The organism is Acidaminobacter sp. JC074 (assembly GCF_022496765.1).
Classification (GTDB): domain Bacteria; phylum Bacillota; class Clostridia; order Peptostreptococcales; family Acidaminobacteraceae; genus JABXKX01.
The window spans coordinates 45049-63719 of the sequence record NZ_VANV01000029.1; the positions used below are offsets into that span (position 1 = coordinate 45049).

Sequence of the window (18671 nt, forward strand, 5' to 3'; positions counted from 1 at the left end):
CTTACCCCTTTCGAATCATGCCTGTCACTTCACCAAAATCAATGGTCGTTCCGTCCTCTATGGTAAAGCTTTTACCAAACTCAATATTTAACGATTTGCCTAACTTGGTCTTCACTTTCCATGGTACCCTTGAAAGATTCTTTAAACCAGTTCTTTCAGGAATAACCGGATGTGGGACAACTTCAGCCAATATTTTTTTGAATCTATACTTCTCCTGTGCCATCAAATGATGACCATAGAGTTTTGTATTTAAGTTTAAAATAATTACTTCATTATTTATCTTCAATCTAGATGATGGGTATAAAACTCGGTTGCAATGCCAACACCTGTTATGAAGGTTTTTTTGGAGCTTTTGAATATCATAAAAATTCTCCATACCACATTCACACACCGTAATGGAATTTTTAAGCTCTATTAAAACGTCTCTCCACACCTTTTCTGATATTCTTTGACTCGGCATTCTTGAACCCTTTGTAAAGGTTTGTATAAACATTTGTCTGATACGTTCTGTATAAATGGGCCAAAATGCAATGGCATTGTCATGATAGCCTGGTACCGGTCGATTGGATGAGTTGATAGGATCATAAATAAATACCGGTCTTTCACCATAAAGTTTTGTCATGGCTGGCAAATCAAAACACTTGATAGACTTTTCTAGCTTCCCTTCTAAGGGATGATGCATCATGAGCATGTAAAATATAAGTATGCTTAAGGAAAACAAGTCAGAACTCATATTGGGCTTAGATTTTCCAAGTACAACCTCTGGTGCCATAAATCTCGGTGTGCCTAAGACACCTGCATGTGTGACGCTTGTTGAAGTGACATTGTCATTGTCGCATATCAAGATGTCACCTGTTCTTGCATGGAAAAAGAAATTGCCAAATGAAATATCTCTATAACATAAACCCTTTTGATGGAGCTTATAAAAACTGTCTGCAAGTTGGATACAAGCTGTTATAACAGAATCAAAGGTCGGTTCTACCCTTCTTTTCATCAAATCTACAATGTTGGAAAATTGAAAAGGTCTAAGGGGCATAAGATAACCAAAGGACTTTTTCTTATGAACAGTCAAAACTTCCACAGGCCATAAAAATCTTTCATCCGGTTTCCCCAGTTTAACCAACTCATTGATCATCATTTTTTGGTGGTCGGTACCCGTTTGAACGAAATACCACTTTAAAGCCAGTCTTCTGCCCTCGTAGTTGACCTCATAAACTTCACCTTGACCACCTGAACCTAGAAATTTGACAATATTTAAGGACTTACCTGATGATGTTATAACGCGCTGATTGTCTTTAAAACTTCTATGCACATTCTACTCCTTCTAATAACTCGACATAATTTTTGCAATAATCTCATCAACAAAGACTTGATCATGGTAAGTGCCATTACCTTCAATGGCTTCTACCAGTTGATTGAGTAGTCTCGAAAGCTGCGTATTGGAATATCTATCGATTATTGCCTTAAAATCTTTTATAACATTGGGATTGTATCTTAATCTTGAAGATAAGACTTCTGTATTATCTGGATTGTTGATCAAGGTAATGAAATACTCTTGATAGATACCTCTCAACATATCATAATAAACAGAATTGGGATATTTTTTTAGAAAGCCTTCAATTTGATTGATCTGATAAGCGATGCCATCATTATCAATTAAAATGATCTCTCCTGCCTGTACGATGTTTCTACTGTTAGATACAAGTATATTGGTTGCTTCATAAGTTTCTTCACTGTAATAATCATCATACCTTACCAGCACGGAAGCATAGTCAGGAAAAATGTAATAATGGTCTTCAAATTTTCTGATCTGATAACCGCCATTGACGATATCACCCAGGGTACTGATAAAGTCTTCAACATTGGGATACAAGGCCAAAAGCTCTGGTGTTAATTCAATGTTGTCCAAATAAGTGGTCGTTAAACGGTTGTTATAGCCCCTAGTAATGTATTCAAACTCAGGCTGGTCTACAATTGGCCTTATAAGCAAATAATCCGACTCAACCTTTTCCACGATTTTATAAATCATAATATCAATATCCAGTGATGATAAATGTTTTATATGCAAATCAAAAAAATTTATAAGTTCATAGGAGTTATGATCTTTGCCGTACTCATTAAAGGCATTAAGAATATTTTCTACTACCTGGTCTGTTATCACAACGGTTTCTTGATTATCCTCATCAAGAAAAATACTGTCTAATCGGATGTAGTCATCAGACGAAACAATAGGATGAACTTTTTCTATATACTTTTCTGTATCAAATTGATTGATCTCTGTCTTTTCTGCAAACTTTTCTGATGGTATGACTTCTGATAAAGACTGTGATGAACAGCCGGCAAGTACAATACACATCAGTAATACAAACACTTTCTTCATATTTTAACCTCTTTACTATCTTACCATTTTTATGCTAATGTGTCTTGCAAAATTTAAAATCTCTCAAAGCTTCAAAACTTTCTACTAGAGATTTAAAGTCATGCCGTCAAACTTTGCCTTACTTGTCGACCATCTGTTTCAAGCCAATAAAAAAAGACCATACATATGTACAGTCTCTTCAGCTTATTCATATACAGAACGTTTCAAAATACCTACATAAGGTAGGTTTCTATATCTTTCAGCGTAATCAATACCATAACCTACAATAAACTCATCTGGTACTTGGAAGCCGATATAGTCCACCTTCATATCTACTTTACGTCTTTCAACTTTATTTAACAGTGTACAGATTCTAATAGACTCTGGATGTCTTGTTTCAAAGTTGTTAACCAAATATTCAAGTGTCAAACCAGAATCAATGATATCTTCAACTATAAGTACATGTTCAGAATCGATGTTTTCATCTAAGTCTTTTAATAAACGAATAACGCCTGTCGACTCCGTTGATGCACCATAAGAAGATACAACAATAAAATCTAAGACAATATCTAAATCCATATTTCTAATAAGGTCAGCAACAAAAACATTTGCACCTTTCATAACGCCTACTACTATTAATTTCTTACCTTTATAATCTTCAGAAATTTGCTTTCCTAATTCCGCTATTCTATCAGCTAAGACTTGCTCTGAATAGACGATACTTTCTATATCCTTATGCATTATACATCTCCTTTTCTACACATAGATTTTACTATACTTCCTAGCAAAATACACGACTATTATAGAATCTTGTAAATATTTACGAGACTGCAAAACACGAATTGTAAAATTTTTTCGAAAAAAAATAAAAAAATTAATCTTTTTGTGAATAAGTTGTCAACTTTGGGATATATATAACAAGGAAATAATAAGGGGGTAGTAATATGCAGACATTTGGTGAAAGATTAAGAAAGATTAGAAGAGAACAATTTATAAGACAAAAGCAACTGGCAGATCATTTAAATATTGCCGTATCTACATTATCGCAATATGAAAATGACAAGAGACATCCTAACTTCGAGATATTATCTCAAATATCTCAGTACTTCGGTGTGACCACTGACTACTTATTAGGACTTGATGAAAGTGAAAATCATGATATGTCAAAGAGCATCGATGTCATTGATGAGCAGCTTGCAGACAGATCTTATCAGGAATTACTTCATAAGATTACAAACAACCTTGTAACAATGAGTAAACACAACGATACAAAATCTCTTAGAATCTTCCATACGCTTTATGATTCTATTAACTCAATCAGCGCTGAGTACCAGCCGGCTGATCATGAGTCTATTGAGGATATGTTAACCAATCACTTGGCTCATAAGGAAGACATCGATCAAACATTGAATCAATTGTTTAGACACCATATCAAAATTTCGTCAGAACAAACTTTCTAAAAAAAGTGGCATCCCGTAAGGGATGCCACTTATAGTTTTGAAGCAGCTGCTTCATCAATTAAGACAATGACATTTTCGTGTAAATGCAGTACAGATGCCGGTAGGTTCGGTCTGATATCATCCTTTACCAGTTTGGATATAATATCTGCTTTACCTTGTCCTGATGCCATAAGAATGATCTTTTTAGATCTCATGATTGTTTTAATCCCCATTGAAATGGCTTTTTTAGGTACATCCTCTACAGAATCAAAGAATCTCTTATTGGCTTCAATGGTCTCCTCATCAAGACTTACAATATGAGTCTTGGCCTCGAACTCCACATTAGGCTCGTTAAAGCCAATATGGCCATTATGACCGATACCTAAAATCTGGAGGTCTATACCACCTGCCTTTACGATATCACTCTCATAATTTAAACATTCCTGCTCAAAGTCATCAGAAATACCATTTGGAATATGGATATGATCTTCATTCACATTGACATGATTAAAAAGATTTTCTCTCATAAAATGATAATAACTTTGTTCATTAGACTTTTCTAAACCCAAATACTCATCCAAGTTAAAGGTCACAACATCTTCAAAGTTGATTTCACCCTTCTTGAAAAGATCAATTAAGACCTTGTAAGTGCCTACAGGCGTTGACCCTGTCGCCAGTCCCAAGACAGAATCTGGTGACCACATAAGCTGAGACTGTATCAGTCCTGCAGCTGTTTTACTTAATGCTTCATAATCCTTCACAACAATTACGTTCATTTTTATCCCCTTCTAAGCTTTACTAACCCATCTACAATTGTCATTTCTATATCTATATTGTCGTTGAATATTGAAAAATCAGCGACATATCCCTCTTCTATAAGACCAATACCTTCAAGTCCTAACATTTTAGCAGGTGTTTTGCTTGCCATCTTAACCACTTCATGAAGTTGATAATTGGTATTTTTATAGACATTTCTTATGGCTTCATTCATTCTTAAAATACTGCCAGCAAGTACACCATTTTCTAATCTTGCAGAGGTCTCATCTACGACTACCTTTTGTCCACCCAGTTCATAGTGGCCAGGCGTCATCTGGCATGCACACATGGCATCTGTAACAAGAATCATCTTATCCTTTCCAACAGCATCACCGATGATGTCAAATAAGGCTGGATGAACATGAATCTTGTCTGCAATCACTTCAAAATACGGCTTGTTCTTAAACACAGCTCCTACAATGCCTGGATTTCTGTGGTGCAAACCTGTCATGGCATTAAACATGTGTGTTGTAGAATCCACCCCATTTTCATAACCTTTAATGGCTTCTTCATAAGAAGCTGCAGAATGACCGACTGAAAATCTGACATCTGAGACCTTCTTTGCCTTTTCAATAAAGTCAAGCGTGCCTTCTACTTCTGGGGCAACGGTCATCAACTTGATGATGTCCAAATGGTCTTCAACCAATGACATTTCAGGTGCAATGATATATTTTTCAGCCTGAGCACCCTTAAATGATTTGTTGATAAAAGGGCCCTCCACATGAATACCTAAAATCTTACCACCTGATTCATTTCCCATATAATCTTTTACAGTCTCAAAGCTTTTTTTGATGTCTTCTTTAGACATGGTCATGGTCGTCGCAAGAAACCTTGTAACACCATTGTTTAAGACAGCGTTTGAAATCACTTCAAGAGATGTTTCTTTACCATCCATAACATCTGCACCCAAGGAACCGTGGATATGGATGTCTAAAAAGCCTGGTGCCACATAAGCCCCTTTAACGTCAATGACTTCACAGTCAGATACATCTAAATCCTTACCAATAGCCTGAATGTTTTTATCATAGATAATGGTGACTTCTTCAATACCTTTATCTAAAATAACCTTTCCATTTATGATTGCTTTTTTCATGATTACCTCTATTCTATTAGTTGATCTAAAATAAACGATTTACCAATCACCAATAAACCATATATACCTGCTTCCTGGCCTAGATTAGACCTAGAGACCTTGACATCAAAAGGTACGATTTTCTTAACTCTTTCCTCAATGGTATCAATAAACAAATCACCGACCTCAGATAAAACACCACCTACAATGATGGCTTCTAAGTCTAGTATCAAGGCAATGTTTGCAACCGCATTACCCAGCATGCCTGCTGATGATTTCATGAGTTCAATTAGATAATCGTCTCCCGCCTTGATGGCCGTTTTAATTTCTTTTAAAGTTAAGTCCTTGTCATGGGTCAGTTTACTTTTCTGGCCAGCCGCTAAATCTGATTTGATTTTATCCACAATGGCAGAAGAACCAATCTGGTCCTCAAGGGTCTTTTCACCATCCAATCGTGTGATACCAAGCTCACCAGCAAAGTTTCTTTTACCTTCTAAAAGCTCTCCCTTTAAGATGATACCACCACCGATACCATGACCTGCAGATACATAAAGCAGGTCATCAAAATCTTGGCCTAGCCCATAATGCTTAACACCTAATGCCGCCATTGAGATATCATTTTTCATCAAGACAGGCACATGATAGATTTCATTTAAAACCTTCTTTAAATTTAAGTCTGTCCATAGATTATCTTGTGGATTGGCAAATATCTTGTCTGTTACATCATCAATAACACCAGGCACCGCTATAGAAATGGCCCCTAAAGACGACATATCATAGTTATGACTGATGATCAACTCATTGATGGCTGTTGTTAACCTTTGGATCAAGAAAGGTTTGCTTTCTGTCACCAACATAACTAGACTCGTAGAAAACATAAGCTTGCCTGATAAGTTGGACAAGGCAATTAGGGGTTGGTTTCTATTTAAGTCAATGGCCACAATAATTTTATGGTTGTAGTTGAAATTCAGAAGTGTCGGTTTTCTTCCACCAGAAGACAAACCTTCACCGGTTTCTACCAAGAGTTCTTTTTCTAATAGTTTTTCAGCATTTAGTGAAACGGTGGGCTTTGAAATAGACAAGTCCTTTGCCAGTTGTGCCCTAGAAGTTTCACCATTTTCTATAAGGTACTGAATCATCAATTCTTGATTACTTATACGTACACTTGATTGAGTTGCCATAATTTCTCCTTAGTTAATAAACTTTACTAACTAAGTTTAACACAGTTTATTTGTAAAGTCAAAAGAAGCCTCATTAAAGAGACTTCACCTGATTTGTCCATGACCACGGACAATAAATTTTTTAGTTGTTAAGGCTTCAATGCCCATTGGACCTCTGGCATGTAACTTCTGGGTACTGATACCAACTTCACCACCAAAACCATAGACATCACCATCTGTAAATCTTGTAGAGACATTGACATAAACAGCTGCAGCATCGACCCTGTTTAAGAAGATTTCAGATGAATCATACTTGTCGGTTACGATGGCTTCTGAGTGGCCACTCCCGTAATGGTTGATATGTCTAATGGCTTCATCTAAAGACATGACCTGCTTGATGGATAAGATAGCATCGAGATACTCTGTTTCCCAGTCAAGCTCATCTGCCTCTATGGCATGGTCCATATACTTGATGCTTGCTGGACATGCTCTAACTTGAAAGTTTTTCTCATGCATCAAAACATCTAACTTGGGTAAAAGCTCTTCTGTTACAGCTTCATGCACTAAGAGTGTTTCCATGGCATTGCAGACACCTGTTCTTTGTGTTTTGGCGTTCATAATAATGTCTAAGGCCATTCTTAGATCACAGGATGCATCAATGTAGGTATGACACAGTCCCTCACCAGTTTCAATAACCGGTACAGAAGCCCCAGCGATGATGGCCTTTTTCAGTCCTCGACCGCCTCTAGGTATTAAAACGTCTAGATAATCATTCATGGTAATCAAATCACTGACATACTTTCTATCTGTCTTTTCAACCAATTGAACCATATCTTTATTCATACCGACTTGACTGATGGCTTCTCTAATGATATCTGCCAAGACCTTATTGGTATGAATGGCTTCAGAACCCCCTCTTAAAATCACGCAGTTACCTGATTTTATAGCAAGGGCAGATACATCAACAGTTACATTAGGTCTAGATTCATAAATCATCCCGATGACGCCAATCGGTACAGATATTTCAGTAATTTGCATGCCGTTCTCATGTTGCCATGATTTTAAAGATTTACCTAATGGATCGTCAAAGCCAGCGATTTTTATAACCCCTGCCTTCATCCCCTCTATACGATCATCCGTTAAAGTCAAACGATCCAGTAAGGCAGATGACAAACCTTTTTCTTCACCTGCATCTAAATCCAGTTGGTTAGACTGGATGATCAGATCTTTGTTTTTATCTAACAAGTCAACTATCTTATAGAGTATATTGTTTCTCTTTTGAAGACTGGCTAAGGCCAGGTCTTCTGAAGCCAACTTGGCCTTCTTACCAATTGTATTTATATAAGTCATCTACTCACTCCTTTTAAACAGTGTTCCTACCAACTCACCATCGGTTATTCTCTTTAAGATCCATGGTGTGGCAGAGTTTGCTATAATCATGTGGACACCTGCTGATACAGCTATTTGAGCTGCTGATATTTTAGTAATCATGCCACCTGTGCCAAGGCCGGTAGCCGACATGCCAGCAAGGGCTTTTATCTCATCTGTAATTTCATCAACTTCTTTGATCCACTCTGCATCAGAATTGAGCATAGGATTTTTTGTATATAAGCCATCTATATCAGAAAGTAAAATCAAAAGATCTGCTTCTACGATTTCTGCTACCATGGCAGATAAGGTATCGTTGTCACCAAAGGCAATTTCATCCACAGCAACGGCATCGTTTTCGTTGACTATTTGGATGACACCATTTTCTATTAAAGACTTGGATGCATTTTTAGCATGGAAAAGTCTTTTTTCATCTTCTAAACCATCTCTTGTAAGTAGTAACTGGGCTACTGTGATACCATACTCAGAAAAGAACTTTTGATACATATGGATTAGGGCAACTTGCCCAACGGCAGCTGTAGCTTGTAATAACGGCATTTCAGTGGGTCGAGACGTCAAATTCAGTTTACCCATCCCCGCAGCAATAGCGCCGGATGATACCAATACTATTTCATAACCCTTGTTATGAAGCTCTGCAACTTGTTTGACCAATGACTCTAGTTGAAAGATGTTGATTAAGCCATTTTGATTTGTAAGTGATGATGAACCAACTTTCACCACGATTCTTTTGACATCTTTCATGTATTTTGTTCTCATATGTCCCTCCTTAAACCGTATTAGAAAGATTATATAACCATCAGGACGTCTTGTCTAGATAAATATTAAGAATAACTAATAAATATACAAAAATACAGAAAAAATAAAAAGGTTCCGAAGAACCTTTAAAATTAAAACTTTGTATCGTCTACTTGATCTAACCATGCCTTGATCACTTTTGTAATCTTTTCAACAGTTCCAGCTTCAAAAGGTGATTCTAAACCAGCCAAATTCAGTAGACCTAAGAAAGAATCTTTACCACCAGCCTTACACAGCTTTAAGTATGAATCCCAAGCAGCTTCTCTATTGTCTAGAGATTTTACTAGGTATTGGAATGCACAAATTTGTGCCAATGTATAATCGATATAGTAGAAAGGCATTTCATAGATATGTGCTTGCTTTTGCCAGAAGCCGCCTGTCTCTAAATAGTCCATGCCATCGTAGTCTAAATGCGGCAAGTATTTTTTCTCAATCTCACGCCATTTGGCACGTCTTTCTGATGGTGATGCTTTAGGATTGTTATAAACATAGTGTTGGAACTCATCTACAGACACACCATAAGGAATGAACTGAAGACCTTCTTCTAAATGAACATATCTAAACTTGTCACCATCTTCTAAGAAGAATTCATCCATCCAAGGCCAAGTGATAAACTCCATCCCCATTGAATGGATCTCAGCAGCTTCTGATGTCGGCCAGTTGTATTCAGGTACAATGGCATCTTTACTAGAGTAACATTGGAAGGCATGTCCAACTTCATGAGTAAGAACTGTCACATCACCTAAAGTACCATTGAAATTCGAGAAGATAAATGGCGACTCATAATTTGGAATGTAAGTACAGTAACCTCCACCTGCTTTACCCTTTTTAGTCACAAGGTCTAAAAGTTCTCTGTCTCTCATAAATGTAAAGAAATCATGTGTTTCTGGTGACAACTCTTTATACATCTTAACGGCTTTAGAAACAATCCAGTCAGGATCCCCCTTTGGTATTGGGTTACCTGATAAGAAACGGTAGTTTTCATCAAAGTATTTAAAAGTATCGTAGTCCAAACGCTTCTGCTGACGTTCTCTTAACTCTGTACAAATCGGTACTATATGGTCTCTGACTTGATCTCTAAATACCTGAACCATATCTTGGTTGTAATCCAGTCTTTCCATGCGCTTGTAGCCAAGTTCTGTGAAAGAATCATAACCAAGTTTTTTAGCCATTTCTGTACGAACAGCTACCAACTCATCATAAATTCTGTCCAGTTCATCTCTCTTTGAGTTTAAGAAACCGAAATAAGCTTCATTGGCTAGTTTTCTTGTACCTCTGTTATTTGACTCGCGATAAGGTGTCATTTGAGACAGGTTAAGTGTTTTATTGTCAAACTCAATTTCAGCTGATGCAATCAGCTTTCTATACTCAGTTGATAACTTATTTTCTTTTTTAAGGTCTTCTAAAATACAGTCATCAAATGTTTGAATCTGATTTTCTGCTTTTTTAAATAAAAGACTGCCAAACTTTTCTTCTAGTTGATTTCTGTGTTTTGAATCCAGTATTGTTTTGTAATACTTTGTTTTGATACCTTCTACTTCAGGCATCATTTCATCCATAAAGGCAACTTCCTTATCATAGAAGTCATCTCTTGTGTCAATAGAATTTCTAATGTAGCAAATTTCAAGCATGGTAAAAATGTCTTTTTCCTTTTGGATCAATTCATTCATGACTTCAAACTGCTCTTCAACAGAATCTGCTACCTTGAACTTGTCTAACAAAGAAACAGCCTCTTTTTTATAACCTTCAATATCAGGTCTTTCATACTTATAATCTTTAAATTTTAACATAAAAAATTTCCCCCTTACTATCAGTATAACGGATAATTAGAGGGAGGTTTATTACAAATATATTTCACTACCAGTCGTCTGTACCTTTGAGAAGACTTTTGATTTCATCCTTGAGTGCATTGTCTTCTATGGTGTTGCCTTCTAGGTAGACATAGTCTAGGTTTGGCAGATAAGACAAGGCCTCTACAGTGGTGATCTTGTTAAAGCTTAAGTCGGCAATACTCAGCTGATCCAGGTAGATAAGAGAGGTGATGTCTTCTACTAAGTTGTCCTTTAACTTAAGAACCTGGAGTGACTTTAAGTCTTCTAGAGGTCTGATATCAACAATCTTGTTTGAGCTTAAGTCAAGCTCTATTAGATTTTCTAAAAGCTGAATGCCTTCTAAGCTTTCGATGTTACTATCTTCAGCCTTAAGTGTTCTAATTGACTTTAAGTCTCTATCCGTTAAAACGCCCTGACTTTTACCCACCTGCTTTCTCACGGCTGCATCTAAGTTTCCATCGCTAAAATAGACAATGAAAATATCTGTTTCATTTATTTGGTCAATGATTTTTAAGTCCTTGTAGTCTGAAATATAGTTGCCTTCAATAAAGAGTGATTTAAGCTTGGTCGATTGAATCGGCGAAACATCAGATATCTTATTTCTCTTAATATCTAAATAAACCAGGTTGTCAAAGTCTTTGATGACAGAAATATCTTTTAATTGATTGTAACTGAGATCTAAATAAGTCAGTCCCTTTAAGTTCTTGATAAAATCAACCGATTCAAGGTTAGCATTTTTTATGGTAAGTGATTTTAACTCACCCAACTGTCCAATCAGTTCAAGGTTCTCAACAGGACCATCCACTATCAAAGTATCCAGTAACCTTGCATGTTCTATACCGCTGAGATCATGAACCTGACTGCCCCTTAAGTCTAGAGACCTTAACCTTTTTAGATCAAAGTAAGTCATTTGTTCATCAGGCATATTTAAAGACTTTCTAATCAAGCCTTCTAGATTGTCGTCCTCAAAACTTACATGGACTAAAAAGTCTGTAGTCTTTAAATGATCAAACAAGGGTTCAAGCACATCAATGGACTCAACGGGATTGTTTCTAATCAGGAGAACTTCTAAATTTGCGAGTTCCTTTAAAGGTGATAAATCCGTCACCCGATTGTTTTGTATATCTACAAGTTTCAAGTTTTCTAAGCCACTCAGTGGTCTTAGGTCTTGAATCATGTTAGAAGAAAGGGTCAAGTATTCCAAGTTCTTCAAAACCTCAATACCTTCTAAGGACTCTACCCCTGAAAAGGACACATCCAGATGTGTAATTTCTTCTATGGGGATGTTTTCATAATTTGTAAGCTTGTCAACTTCTCTTTTTATGGCTGCATCTTTTATTTGACCTGAAGAAGAACATCCTACTAGGACCAAACAAAAGATGAAGATTAATATTTTTTTCATTTATTTACCTCAAAAAACGTGTTGGTTCATTATATTATACCACTGAACCAGCACGTTTTCTTATTAATTTCTATTATCTAAGATATATTGCAGGGGTTGATCACTAATTACATCTGGTACAACACCCTTTTTGGTATTTTCACCTGATGGACGCAGATAATACTGATAAGGTATCATAAGCTTCATCTGAAGATTAGGTGTTGTAGTGATAAACTCTGATTTAAAACTAGATGGATTAGATCCTGTTTCCTGGCCAATAAGGGTTGCAACACCATAGTCCTTTATAAGAGCTGCAAACTCAGAGGCTTCATTTAAGGTCTCACTGTTAACAACAACATAAACGTCTCCTTCAAAAGGCTTGACCTGTTTAAAAGGTCTTAACTCATCATTTATAATAGGTCTGACAAGTTCTCCCACATTATCTGAATAATTAGCTTTCATATTCTTGTTGGCACTTAAAACTTCTTTACTGACCTTGGCTGTAATATCTCCATACAATCTAAATGGAATATCTGTTACAAGTGACATCAAGTATTCATTGTACTTGTTGTTGCCACCAATACTGTCTCTTAAATCAATTACCAAAGTATCAATGTCATCATCAAGAATCTTCTTTTGAGTCGCTTCCATAAACTGCTTAAAACCTATAAAACCATGAAACTGGTGGATGGATATTTTAGCAAGGCCTGAGTCTATGACTTCATAAGTGTAGCTAGGCATATTTTGAATTGGCGCCTGCAAAGTATCATCTATACCTGCTGTCTGAACACTAAGCGTCTTTACATGGTCATTTGCCACATACTCAAGATCCATAAGTTCCTTTGAGCCATAAAGAATGAAATAAAGCTGCTGGAATCGTTCTGTCAGCTTTCTATCTTTTTCAGTACTAGTTAAACCGGAGACATAGTCCGTCATTTCTTGGTATACAACTTCTGTTTTGATACCATCAATGCTTATGATTTCAGCACCTTCAGGCACCTTATTGCTTTCGACGTAGCTTTTGTAAACAAAAAGTCTGCCGTCTTCGAACTCAACTTCATATGGGAAGAAATTGTCTCCCTTTTTTATCTGTCTAATAAAGTATTCTGTCATTGGTTCAAGTTCTGTAACACCATCACCTAGTGAGGCAAAAATAGGGGCAACCAGTCTATAAAACTCTACCTGGTCGCCTGTTTCAAAACTCGACTTTACCTGATTTACTTTAGAATCAAATGTCTCTTTAGATGTGTACTTATAAAGGTCAGGGTGTATAGCCTCTGCCTTTTCAATTAAAACATCTAAATCCTCTATAGCTTTTTTCACTTCAGGTGATTGCTCTTCTGAACAAGAGACAAACACAAGGACTGCTAACATAAGGACCAACACTCTTTTCATAATAGCCTCCAAAATTTCTCTTTATCTTATTCGTCTGCTATGACGTAAATTGCGCCTTCTTCTACATGTATATCTATTGGTAGACCACCACCAAACTCACCGTCTATATCTACGTCAAGCTTTTGGTCATCTAATAGCTCTACTTTTATGTGTTTGGATCTGAAGAAATCCACGTATGGACTTTCTAGGTGTTTGCCCATCAAAATCTTCATGAAAATATCTGCCTGCATAACAAGAGGTGCTTTTCTTAAAAATATGCAGTCAAAGTAACCATCCTGTATCTCAGCTACTGGCGACATCTTGTCAAAGCCACCAACAGATGAGGAATTGGTAATCATAAATAGATGATAGTCGTCTTCATGGGAAAACTCATCAGAGGTTACCCTTAAACGATAGGACTGCGTTAAGTTTTTAGGTAATTTGGCCATGGCCTCTAAATAGTAAGCCCCCCTACCAAAGTACTTTTTCATTTCCTTTTTAGTCACATGGGCGATAGATGTAAAAATCCCCGCCGCTGCAATGTTGATAAAGACCTCTTCATTTAAAACACCGACATCTACTGGAATCTTATAGTCTCTATCAATCATCTTAACAAAGGCTTCTGCTGTATTTGGCAGTTTCAAGTGGGTTGCAAAATCATTGACTGTACCAGTTCTAAAGATAGCCATTGGTACCTGTGTATTGGATTCATACAAACCCTTAGCCACTTCATTGACTGTACCATCACCACCAGAAACAACGATCAAATCATAGCCTTCTTCAATGGCACGTTTGGTTTCGTTGTATGCATCGTCTTTTCCACTTGTTTTAAACAAGTGAATCACATGCGATTTATTTATAAGCAAACGACACAGTTCGTTAAACTCGTCTTCAAAACCCACTCTGCCTGACGATGGATTTTGTATAATTTTAATTTTCTTCATGTCTAACACCTCACTTTATTATACAAGGATTCATTTATATATATAACCGATATTATAGAATCATAATCTTTTTCATAAAAAAAGAAAGCCATTACGGCTTTATACTGATAAAGGATCCTATAAATAAGATGATAGAAACCACTGCTAATATAAAAGCTTGAGCTTCAGTTTCACGAAAACTCTGGCGGTATTTCTTTTTTTCATCTTTACTCTTATTTTTTACAGACTTTCTCATTTCTCTTCTGGCAAGGACCAAGTAGGCCGCTGCGCCAGCTAGGGTCACCATGGCACCTACAAACAAGCAATCTGTTAATAGTATGTCTGTAACCATTGAGATTATTACAGATATAAGTATAATCACTAATAAAATAATTCCGTTTATGCTTAATAATTTTTTCAAAACACAGCCTCCTTTAATTATCATATCACGCAGATAAAAAATAATCTAGCTAAAATAGTGCAATCGTTTGCATTACTTTCTAATCCATATTATAATACACTCAAGGAGGCATTATGTTTAATCAATTAATCGATAAGGAATACATCATTACCAATGGTTTGGGCGGTTTTTCAAGCTCAAGTTTAACAGGTGCTAATACAAGAAAGTACCACAGCATTTTAAATGCATCACTTAATCCACCAGTCAATAGAACTGTCTTATTATCAAGACTTCTTACAACAATAAATATAAACGACAAAGACCATGTATTGGAATCTACCATGCATGAGGGTCAGACAATTGACAACACAAAATACTACCAGTCTTTTTCTGATTTACCACTTCCAACTTTTACTTATAATGTTGAGGGCTGTGAAATCAAAAAAGAAATTGCCATGGTTTATGGTCAAAATACAAGTGCAGTTGTTTATACCATTAAGACAAAGGAGCCGCTTAAGCTAAGTGTAGAGCTTCACCTTAATGCAAGAGACCACCATGACCTTTCATCAGAAGGTGACTTTAACTACACCTTAGAAGGATCAGATACGCATCTACTTTTTAAAAATGATTTAGCAGACTTATACATTGATGGTTTTGGTCACTATGAGACGATCAATCAATGGGCCGAAAAAGAATACTATAAAATCGAAGAAAGACGTGGACAAGAGGACATCGATCAAAATTACATTCCAGGTAAGTTTGTCATCAGCATTCCTGAGAATACGACTAAAAGAATCGCTGTAATCGCTTCTACACAATCTATTGAAAAAGATTTCGAGTCAATTATCACTGATGAATTAAATAGACGTGAAGGCTTATATAATGGCCAGGATACTACTATGAAGAGATTGATAATCGGCTGTGACCATTTTATTGTAGACCGACAGTCGACAAAGTCTAAGACTGTTATTGCAGGTTACCCTTGGTTTACCGATTGGGGCCGTGATACCATGATTGCCCTGCCTGGGCTGACCTTATCTACTGAAAGATATGAAGATGCAAAAGACATCATCAGAACATTTATCAAGTATGAAAAAGAAGGTTTAATTCCTAATATGTTCCCTGACGACAATGTAGAGCCTATGTACAATACCATTGATGGGACACTTTGGTTATTTATAGCAGTCTATGAATATGTTCAAAAGACTGGCGATATAGACTTCTTTAAAGAAATCTATCCAACACTTAACAGGATTGTAGGGAAGCATATTGAAGGAACAACTTATCAAATACATGTAGATACGGATGGTTTACTATCAGGTGGCGACCCAACCACTCAACTGACTTGGATGGATGTAAAAATAGACGGTGTTGTTGTAACACCTAGACATGGTAAAGCAGTAGAAATCAATGCTTTATGGTTTAACGCACTGAATATCATGGACAAGCTTACAAGACAAGCTCAAATAGATCAATCTATTGATTATAAAAAATATTCACTTAGCTGCAAAGAATCATTTAACAAGAGATTCTGGAATGAAGCCAATAACAGCTTATTCGACCTAATTCAAGACGACCAGCCGGTAGACAGAATCAGACCTAATCAGATATTTGCTGTCAGCCTGCCATTTTCTATCTTAAATCAAGACAAAGAAAAAGCTGTCATTGAAATGGTTGAAAAAGAGCTACTAACACCATTTGGCTTAAGATCTCTAAGCAGAGACCACGCGGACTACAAGCCAGTATATGATGGTGATGTTTATAAAAGAGACTATGCTTATCATCAAGGTACTGTTTGGGGCTGGTTAATTGGCCCATATTTAGAAGCACACTATAAAACATATAAAGACAAGGCTTATGTTTTAGATAAGCTACAAGGCTTATTTGACCACTTAAATGATACGGGTATGGGTACCATATCTGAAGTCTTCTCTGGGGATCATCCACATCATGCAAGAGGCTGTTTCGGCCAGGCATGGTCAGTATCTGAGACACTTAGAATTTATAAAATGATACAAGATTAAGTGTCTGGCTACGAACCAGAAGGTCAAATATTATATTTAACTTATTATTTCTAATAAGAAAAGAGTATGGGCATGCCCATACTCTATTTTTAATCTTTATATTCTAATATCTTTTGTTCATTAAAACCAGAGAATGTTTCACCGTCTCCAACAAATGAAGGGACGCCAGTAAAACCATAATCTAAGAACTCTTGATAAGCCTGGCTGTCTGTATAAATATCTTTAGCAATGTAGTCTATATCATTTTCTTGAAGGAACTCCTTCGCCATTTTACAGAAACTTCATGTTTCTGATGAGTACATAATAAGAACAAACTTGGCGTTTGCAGAAATATCAATAACCATATCTTGTCCATCGACTGATAAAGTAGTGCCATCATACTTCTGAAGCATATTATGAGCAATGGTTAAAACAGCTTCTTTAGTCGCCTTGCCCTGCGGTGCCACCTTATTATCACCAACACCAGAAACAATGCCATTGGCTCTTGCTAGGTATATAGAATTTTTGGCCCAAGATGATATATCTCCATCATCTGAAAAGACCTCTGTAGACGCTGCAGTCATATTCATATCCAAAAGCTTAAGAACTTTGATCATCAGTGTCGCAAGCTGCTCTCTGGTCAAGTAATCATCATAGCCAAACATGCCATCACCGATACCAGCTGTTATCCCCACACTAGCACCTTTTAGAGCATAAACATCATCTGTATCCGTAAATGATATGCCGTCATCTAAAACAATCTCCTTGCCAGTAAAAGTCTCGTAGACTCTAACTGCAATGTAAATGAACTCACCTCTAGTAACATTGTCCTGATACCTGGTATAGGTATCCTCTTCTAGGATATTTAATTTATTAAGGCTTTCAATAATCTCTACAGCCCATGTAGAAGGCTCATCATTTGTTTCTGCAAAAGTAATAGATTGTAAAACAAGTACGAGTATGATACTCAATACCATAAACTTCTTCATTTTTACCTCCTTGCATACTTTAGTTAAATGCTTTCAGTAAAAATATATCCAAAAATAAGCGAAGTAATCATCTACTTTGCATTACTTTCACGCTCATCTAGCATCCAATCAGCATCCACAAGCGATTGGGTACCTTCTACTACAAAGAACAAGCCAAATAAGGCTATAACAATAGAGATAATAGAAGCAATCTGATTGTCTTTATAATAATCACTATACCTAGACGGATCTAATATGTCTGATACTGAATGAATTAATAGCAAACAGGCAATCACTAAGATAATACCTACTCTAACAAGAAAATGCATCATGACTTGTTTACGCCGCATTTTAGATTTAATTTTGCCTCGACTGCATTTCACACATTCCATGTAGTCAACCTTATCTTGCAGCAGTACTAAAGAGCTCTTTTTAGTCTTTAACTTCCCCTCGCATTTGTCACATTTCAATTTATAGGTACTCCTTAATATTAATCTTATAAACATAATAACTGCTTTCAGAGTAAATGTGAATACACTACTAGCAATTAACTCAATATCATAATAACTAGACCAATATTTCCTAGTGATTACCTCTACATATTCAAAACATAATCAAAACTACCCGCTCAGCGGGTAGTTTGCTCAGCCCTATAAGGGCATGGGACACGCTTGAGCCTTAAGGCTCTCTGAAAAGTCCGCCAACCGCTTACGCTCACATGCAACTGCTAAAGCAGTCTCTTATATGAGTTTTACTTCTT

Annotated in this window: 18 protein-coding genes; 2 read left to right on the forward strand and 16 right to left on the reverse strand. The window is 36.5% G+C overall.

Annotation, left to right across the window (positions count from 1 at the left end):
- Window position 1: 1 nt before the first annotated feature.
- From EZV73_RS24715 to hpt, 3 genes are all read right to left on the reverse strand, one after another.
- Window positions 2–1312 carry a protein kinase gene (locus EZV73_RS24715; RefSeq protein WP_240843129.1) on the reverse strand — a complete coding sequence of 437 codons (1311 nt, stop codon included), beginning with the start codon at window positions 1310–1312 and terminating at the stop codon, window positions 2–4.
- Between the two features lie 12 nt (window positions 1313–1324).
- Window positions 1325–2380, reverse strand: coding sequence for a hypothetical protein (locus tag EZV73_RS24720; RefSeq protein WP_240843130.1), 1056 nt, complete (start codon window positions 2378–2380; stop codon window positions 1325–1327).
- Between the two features lie 183 nt (window positions 2381–2563).
- Window positions 2564–3100 carry a hypoxanthine phosphoribosyltransferase gene (gene hpt, locus EZV73_RS24725; protein ID WP_240843131.1) on the reverse strand — a complete coding sequence of 179 codons (537 nt, stop codon included), beginning with the start codon at window positions 3098–3100 and terminating at the stop codon, window positions 2564–2566.
- A 203-nt stretch (window positions 3101–3303) separates the two neighbouring features.
- Here hpt and EZV73_RS24730 point away from each other — a divergent pair, with 203 nt between their 5' ends.
- Entirely contained in the window at window positions 3304–3819 is a 516-nt protein-coding gene (locus EZV73_RS24730; RefSeq protein ID WP_240843132.1) for a helix-turn-helix domain-containing protein, read from the forward strand.
- A gap of 29 nt (window positions 3820–3848) precedes the next feature.
- Here EZV73_RS24730 and nagB read toward each other — a convergent pair whose 3' ends face one another.
- The 10 genes from nagB to EZV73_RS24780 form a co-directional block, all read right to left on the reverse strand.
- The gene (nagB, locus tag EZV73_RS24735) at window positions 3849–4574 is read right to left on the reverse strand and encodes a glucosamine-6-phosphate deaminase (protein ID WP_240843133.1); all 726 of its coding nucleotides are present in this window, start codon (window positions 4572–4574) and stop codon (window positions 3849–3851) included.
- A 2-nt stretch (window positions 4575–4576) separates the two neighbouring features.
- A complete protein-coding gene (gene nagA, locus EZV73_RS24740; RefSeq protein ID WP_240843134.1) occupies window positions 4577–5707 on the reverse strand; it encodes an N-acetylglucosamine-6-phosphate deacetylase in 1131 nt (376 codons plus the stop codon).
- Between the two features lie 8 nt (window positions 5708–5715).
- Window positions 5716–6867 (reverse strand): ROK family transcriptional regulator, encoded by a 1152-nt coding sequence (locus tag EZV73_RS24745; protein WP_240843135.1) that lies wholly within the window; start codon window positions 6865–6867, stop codon window positions 5716–5718.
- Window positions 6868–6951: 84 nt separating this feature from the next.
- A complete protein-coding gene (locus EZV73_RS24750) occupies window positions 6952–8196 on the reverse strand; it encodes a glutamate-5-semialdehyde dehydrogenase (RefSeq protein ID WP_240843136.1) in 1245 nt (414 codons plus the stop codon).
- Window positions 8197–8991 carry a glutamate 5-kinase gene (gene proB / locus EZV73_RS24755; RefSeq protein ID WP_240843137.1) on the reverse strand — a complete coding sequence of 265 codons (795 nt, stop codon included), beginning with the start codon at window positions 8989–8991 and terminating at the stop codon, window positions 8197–8199.
- A gap of 131 nt (window positions 8992–9122) precedes the next feature.
- The gene (locus EZV73_RS24760; protein WP_240843138.1) at window positions 9123–10820 is read right to left on the reverse strand and encodes a M3 family oligoendopeptidase; all 1698 of its coding nucleotides are present in this window, start codon (window positions 10818–10820) and stop codon (window positions 9123–9125) included.
- A gap of 67 nt (window positions 10821–10887) precedes the next feature.
- Complete coding sequence (locus EZV73_RS24765) at window positions 10888–12264, reverse strand: leucine-rich repeat domain-containing protein (protein WP_240843139.1); 1377 nt, start codon at window positions 12262–12264, stop codon at window positions 10888–10890.
- A gap of 63 nt (window positions 12265–12327) precedes the next feature.
- Window positions 12328–13638 carry a S41 family peptidase gene (locus tag EZV73_RS24770; RefSeq protein ID WP_240843140.1) on the reverse strand — a complete coding sequence of 437 codons (1311 nt, stop codon included), beginning with the start codon at window positions 13636–13638 and terminating at the stop codon, window positions 12328–12330.
- A 26-nt stretch (window positions 13639–13664) separates the two neighbouring features.
- Window positions 13665–14561, reverse strand: coding sequence for a diacylglycerol kinase family protein (locus EZV73_RS24775; protein ID WP_240843141.1), 897 nt, complete (start codon window positions 14559–14561; stop codon window positions 13665–13667).
- A gap of 91 nt (window positions 14562–14652) precedes the next feature.
- Window positions 14653–14961 (reverse strand): hypothetical protein, encoded by a 309-nt coding sequence (locus EZV73_RS24780; protein ID WP_240843142.1) that lies wholly within the window; start codon window positions 14959–14961, stop codon window positions 14653–14655.
- Between the two features lie 113 nt (window positions 14962–15074).
- On the opposite strand from EZV73_RS24780, the gene EZV73_RS24785 reads away from it, so the two are divergent.
- A complete protein-coding gene (locus EZV73_RS24785) occupies window positions 15075–16964 on the forward strand; it encodes an amylo-alpha-1,6-glucosidase (protein WP_240843143.1) in 1890 nt (629 codons plus the stop codon).
- 89 nt (window positions 16965–17053) lie between these two features.
- Here EZV73_RS24785 and EZV73_RS24790 read toward each other — a convergent pair whose 3' ends face one another.
- From EZV73_RS24790 to EZV73_RS24800, 3 genes are all read right to left on the reverse strand, one after another.
- The gene (locus tag EZV73_RS24790) at window positions 17054–17233 is read right to left on the reverse strand and encodes a glutaredoxin (RefSeq protein WP_240843144.1); all 180 of its coding nucleotides are present in this window, start codon (window positions 17231–17233) and stop codon (window positions 17054–17056) included.
- A gap of 12 nt (window positions 17234–17245) precedes the next feature.
- Window positions 17246–17932 (reverse strand): S-layer homology domain-containing protein, encoded by a 687-nt coding sequence (locus tag EZV73_RS24795; RefSeq protein ID WP_240843145.1) that lies wholly within the window; start codon window positions 17930–17932, stop codon window positions 17246–17248.
- A gap of 71 nt (window positions 17933–18003) precedes the next feature.
- Window positions 18004–18303: a hypothetical protein gene (locus EZV73_RS24800; RefSeq protein ID WP_240843146.1), complete on the reverse strand. Its 300-nt coding sequence runs from the start codon at window positions 18301–18303 to the stop codon at window positions 18004–18006.
- Between the last annotated feature and the right edge of the window lie 368 nt (window positions 18304–18671).

Coding starts and splice junctions, on each gene's coding strand:
- EZV73_RS24720 (WP_240843130.1), bottom strand. CDS start 2,380: ATGAAGAAAGTGTTTGTATTACTGATGTGTATTGTACTTGCCGGCTGT.
- hpt (WP_240843131.1), bottom strand. CDS start 3,100: ATGCATAAGGATATAGAAAGTATCGTCTATTCAGAGCAAGTCTTAGCT.
- EZV73_RS24730 (WP_240843132.1), top strand. CDS start 3,304: ATGCAGACATTTGGTGAAAGATTAAGAAAGATTAGAAGAGAACAATTT.
- nagB (WP_240843133.1), bottom strand. CDS start 4,574: ATGAACGTAATTGTTGTGAAGGATTATGAAGCATTAAGTAAAACAGCT.
- nagA (WP_240843134.1), bottom strand. CDS start 5,707: ATGAAAAAAGCAATCATAAATGGAAAGGTTATTTTAGATAAAGGTATT.
- EZV73_RS24745 (WP_240843135.1), bottom strand. CDS start 6,867: ATGGCAACTCAATCAAGTGTACGTATAAGTAATCAAGAATTGATGATT.
- EZV73_RS24750 (WP_240843136.1), bottom strand. CDS start 8,196: ATGACTTATATAAATACAATTGGTAAGAAGGCCAAGTTGGCTTCAGAA.
- proB (WP_240843137.1), bottom strand. CDS start 8,991: ATGAGAACAAAATACATGAAAGATGTCAAAAGAATCGTGGTGAAAGTT.
- EZV73_RS24760 (WP_240843138.1), bottom strand. CDS start 10,820: ATGTTAAAATTTAAAGATTATAAGTATGAAAGACCTGATATTGAAGGT.
- EZV73_RS24765 (WP_240843139.1), bottom strand. CDS start 12,264: ATGAAAAAAATATTAATCTTCATCTTTTGTTTGGTCCTAGTAGGATGT.
- EZV73_RS24770 (WP_240843140.1), bottom strand. CDS start 13,638: ATGAAAAGAGTGTTGGTCCTTATGTTAGCAGTCCTTGTGTTTGTCTCT.
- EZV73_RS24775 (WP_240843141.1), bottom strand. CDS start 14,561: ATGAAGAAAATTAAAATTATACAAAATCCATCGTCAGGCAGAGTGGGT.
- EZV73_RS24785 (WP_240843143.1), top strand. CDS start 15,075: ATGTTTAATCAATTAATCGATAAGGAATACATCATTACCAATGGTTTG.
- EZV73_RS24790 (WP_240843144.1), bottom strand. CDS start 17,233: ATGGCGAAGGAGTTCCTTCAAGAAAATGATATAGACTACATTGCTAAA.
- EZV73_RS24795 (WP_240843145.1), bottom strand. CDS start 17,932: ATGAAGAAGTTTATGGTATTGAGTATCATACTCGTACTTGTTTTACAA.
- EZV73_RS24800 (WP_240843146.1), bottom strand. CDS start 18,303: ATGGAATGTGTGAAATGCAGTCGAGGCAAAATTAAATCTAAAATGCGG.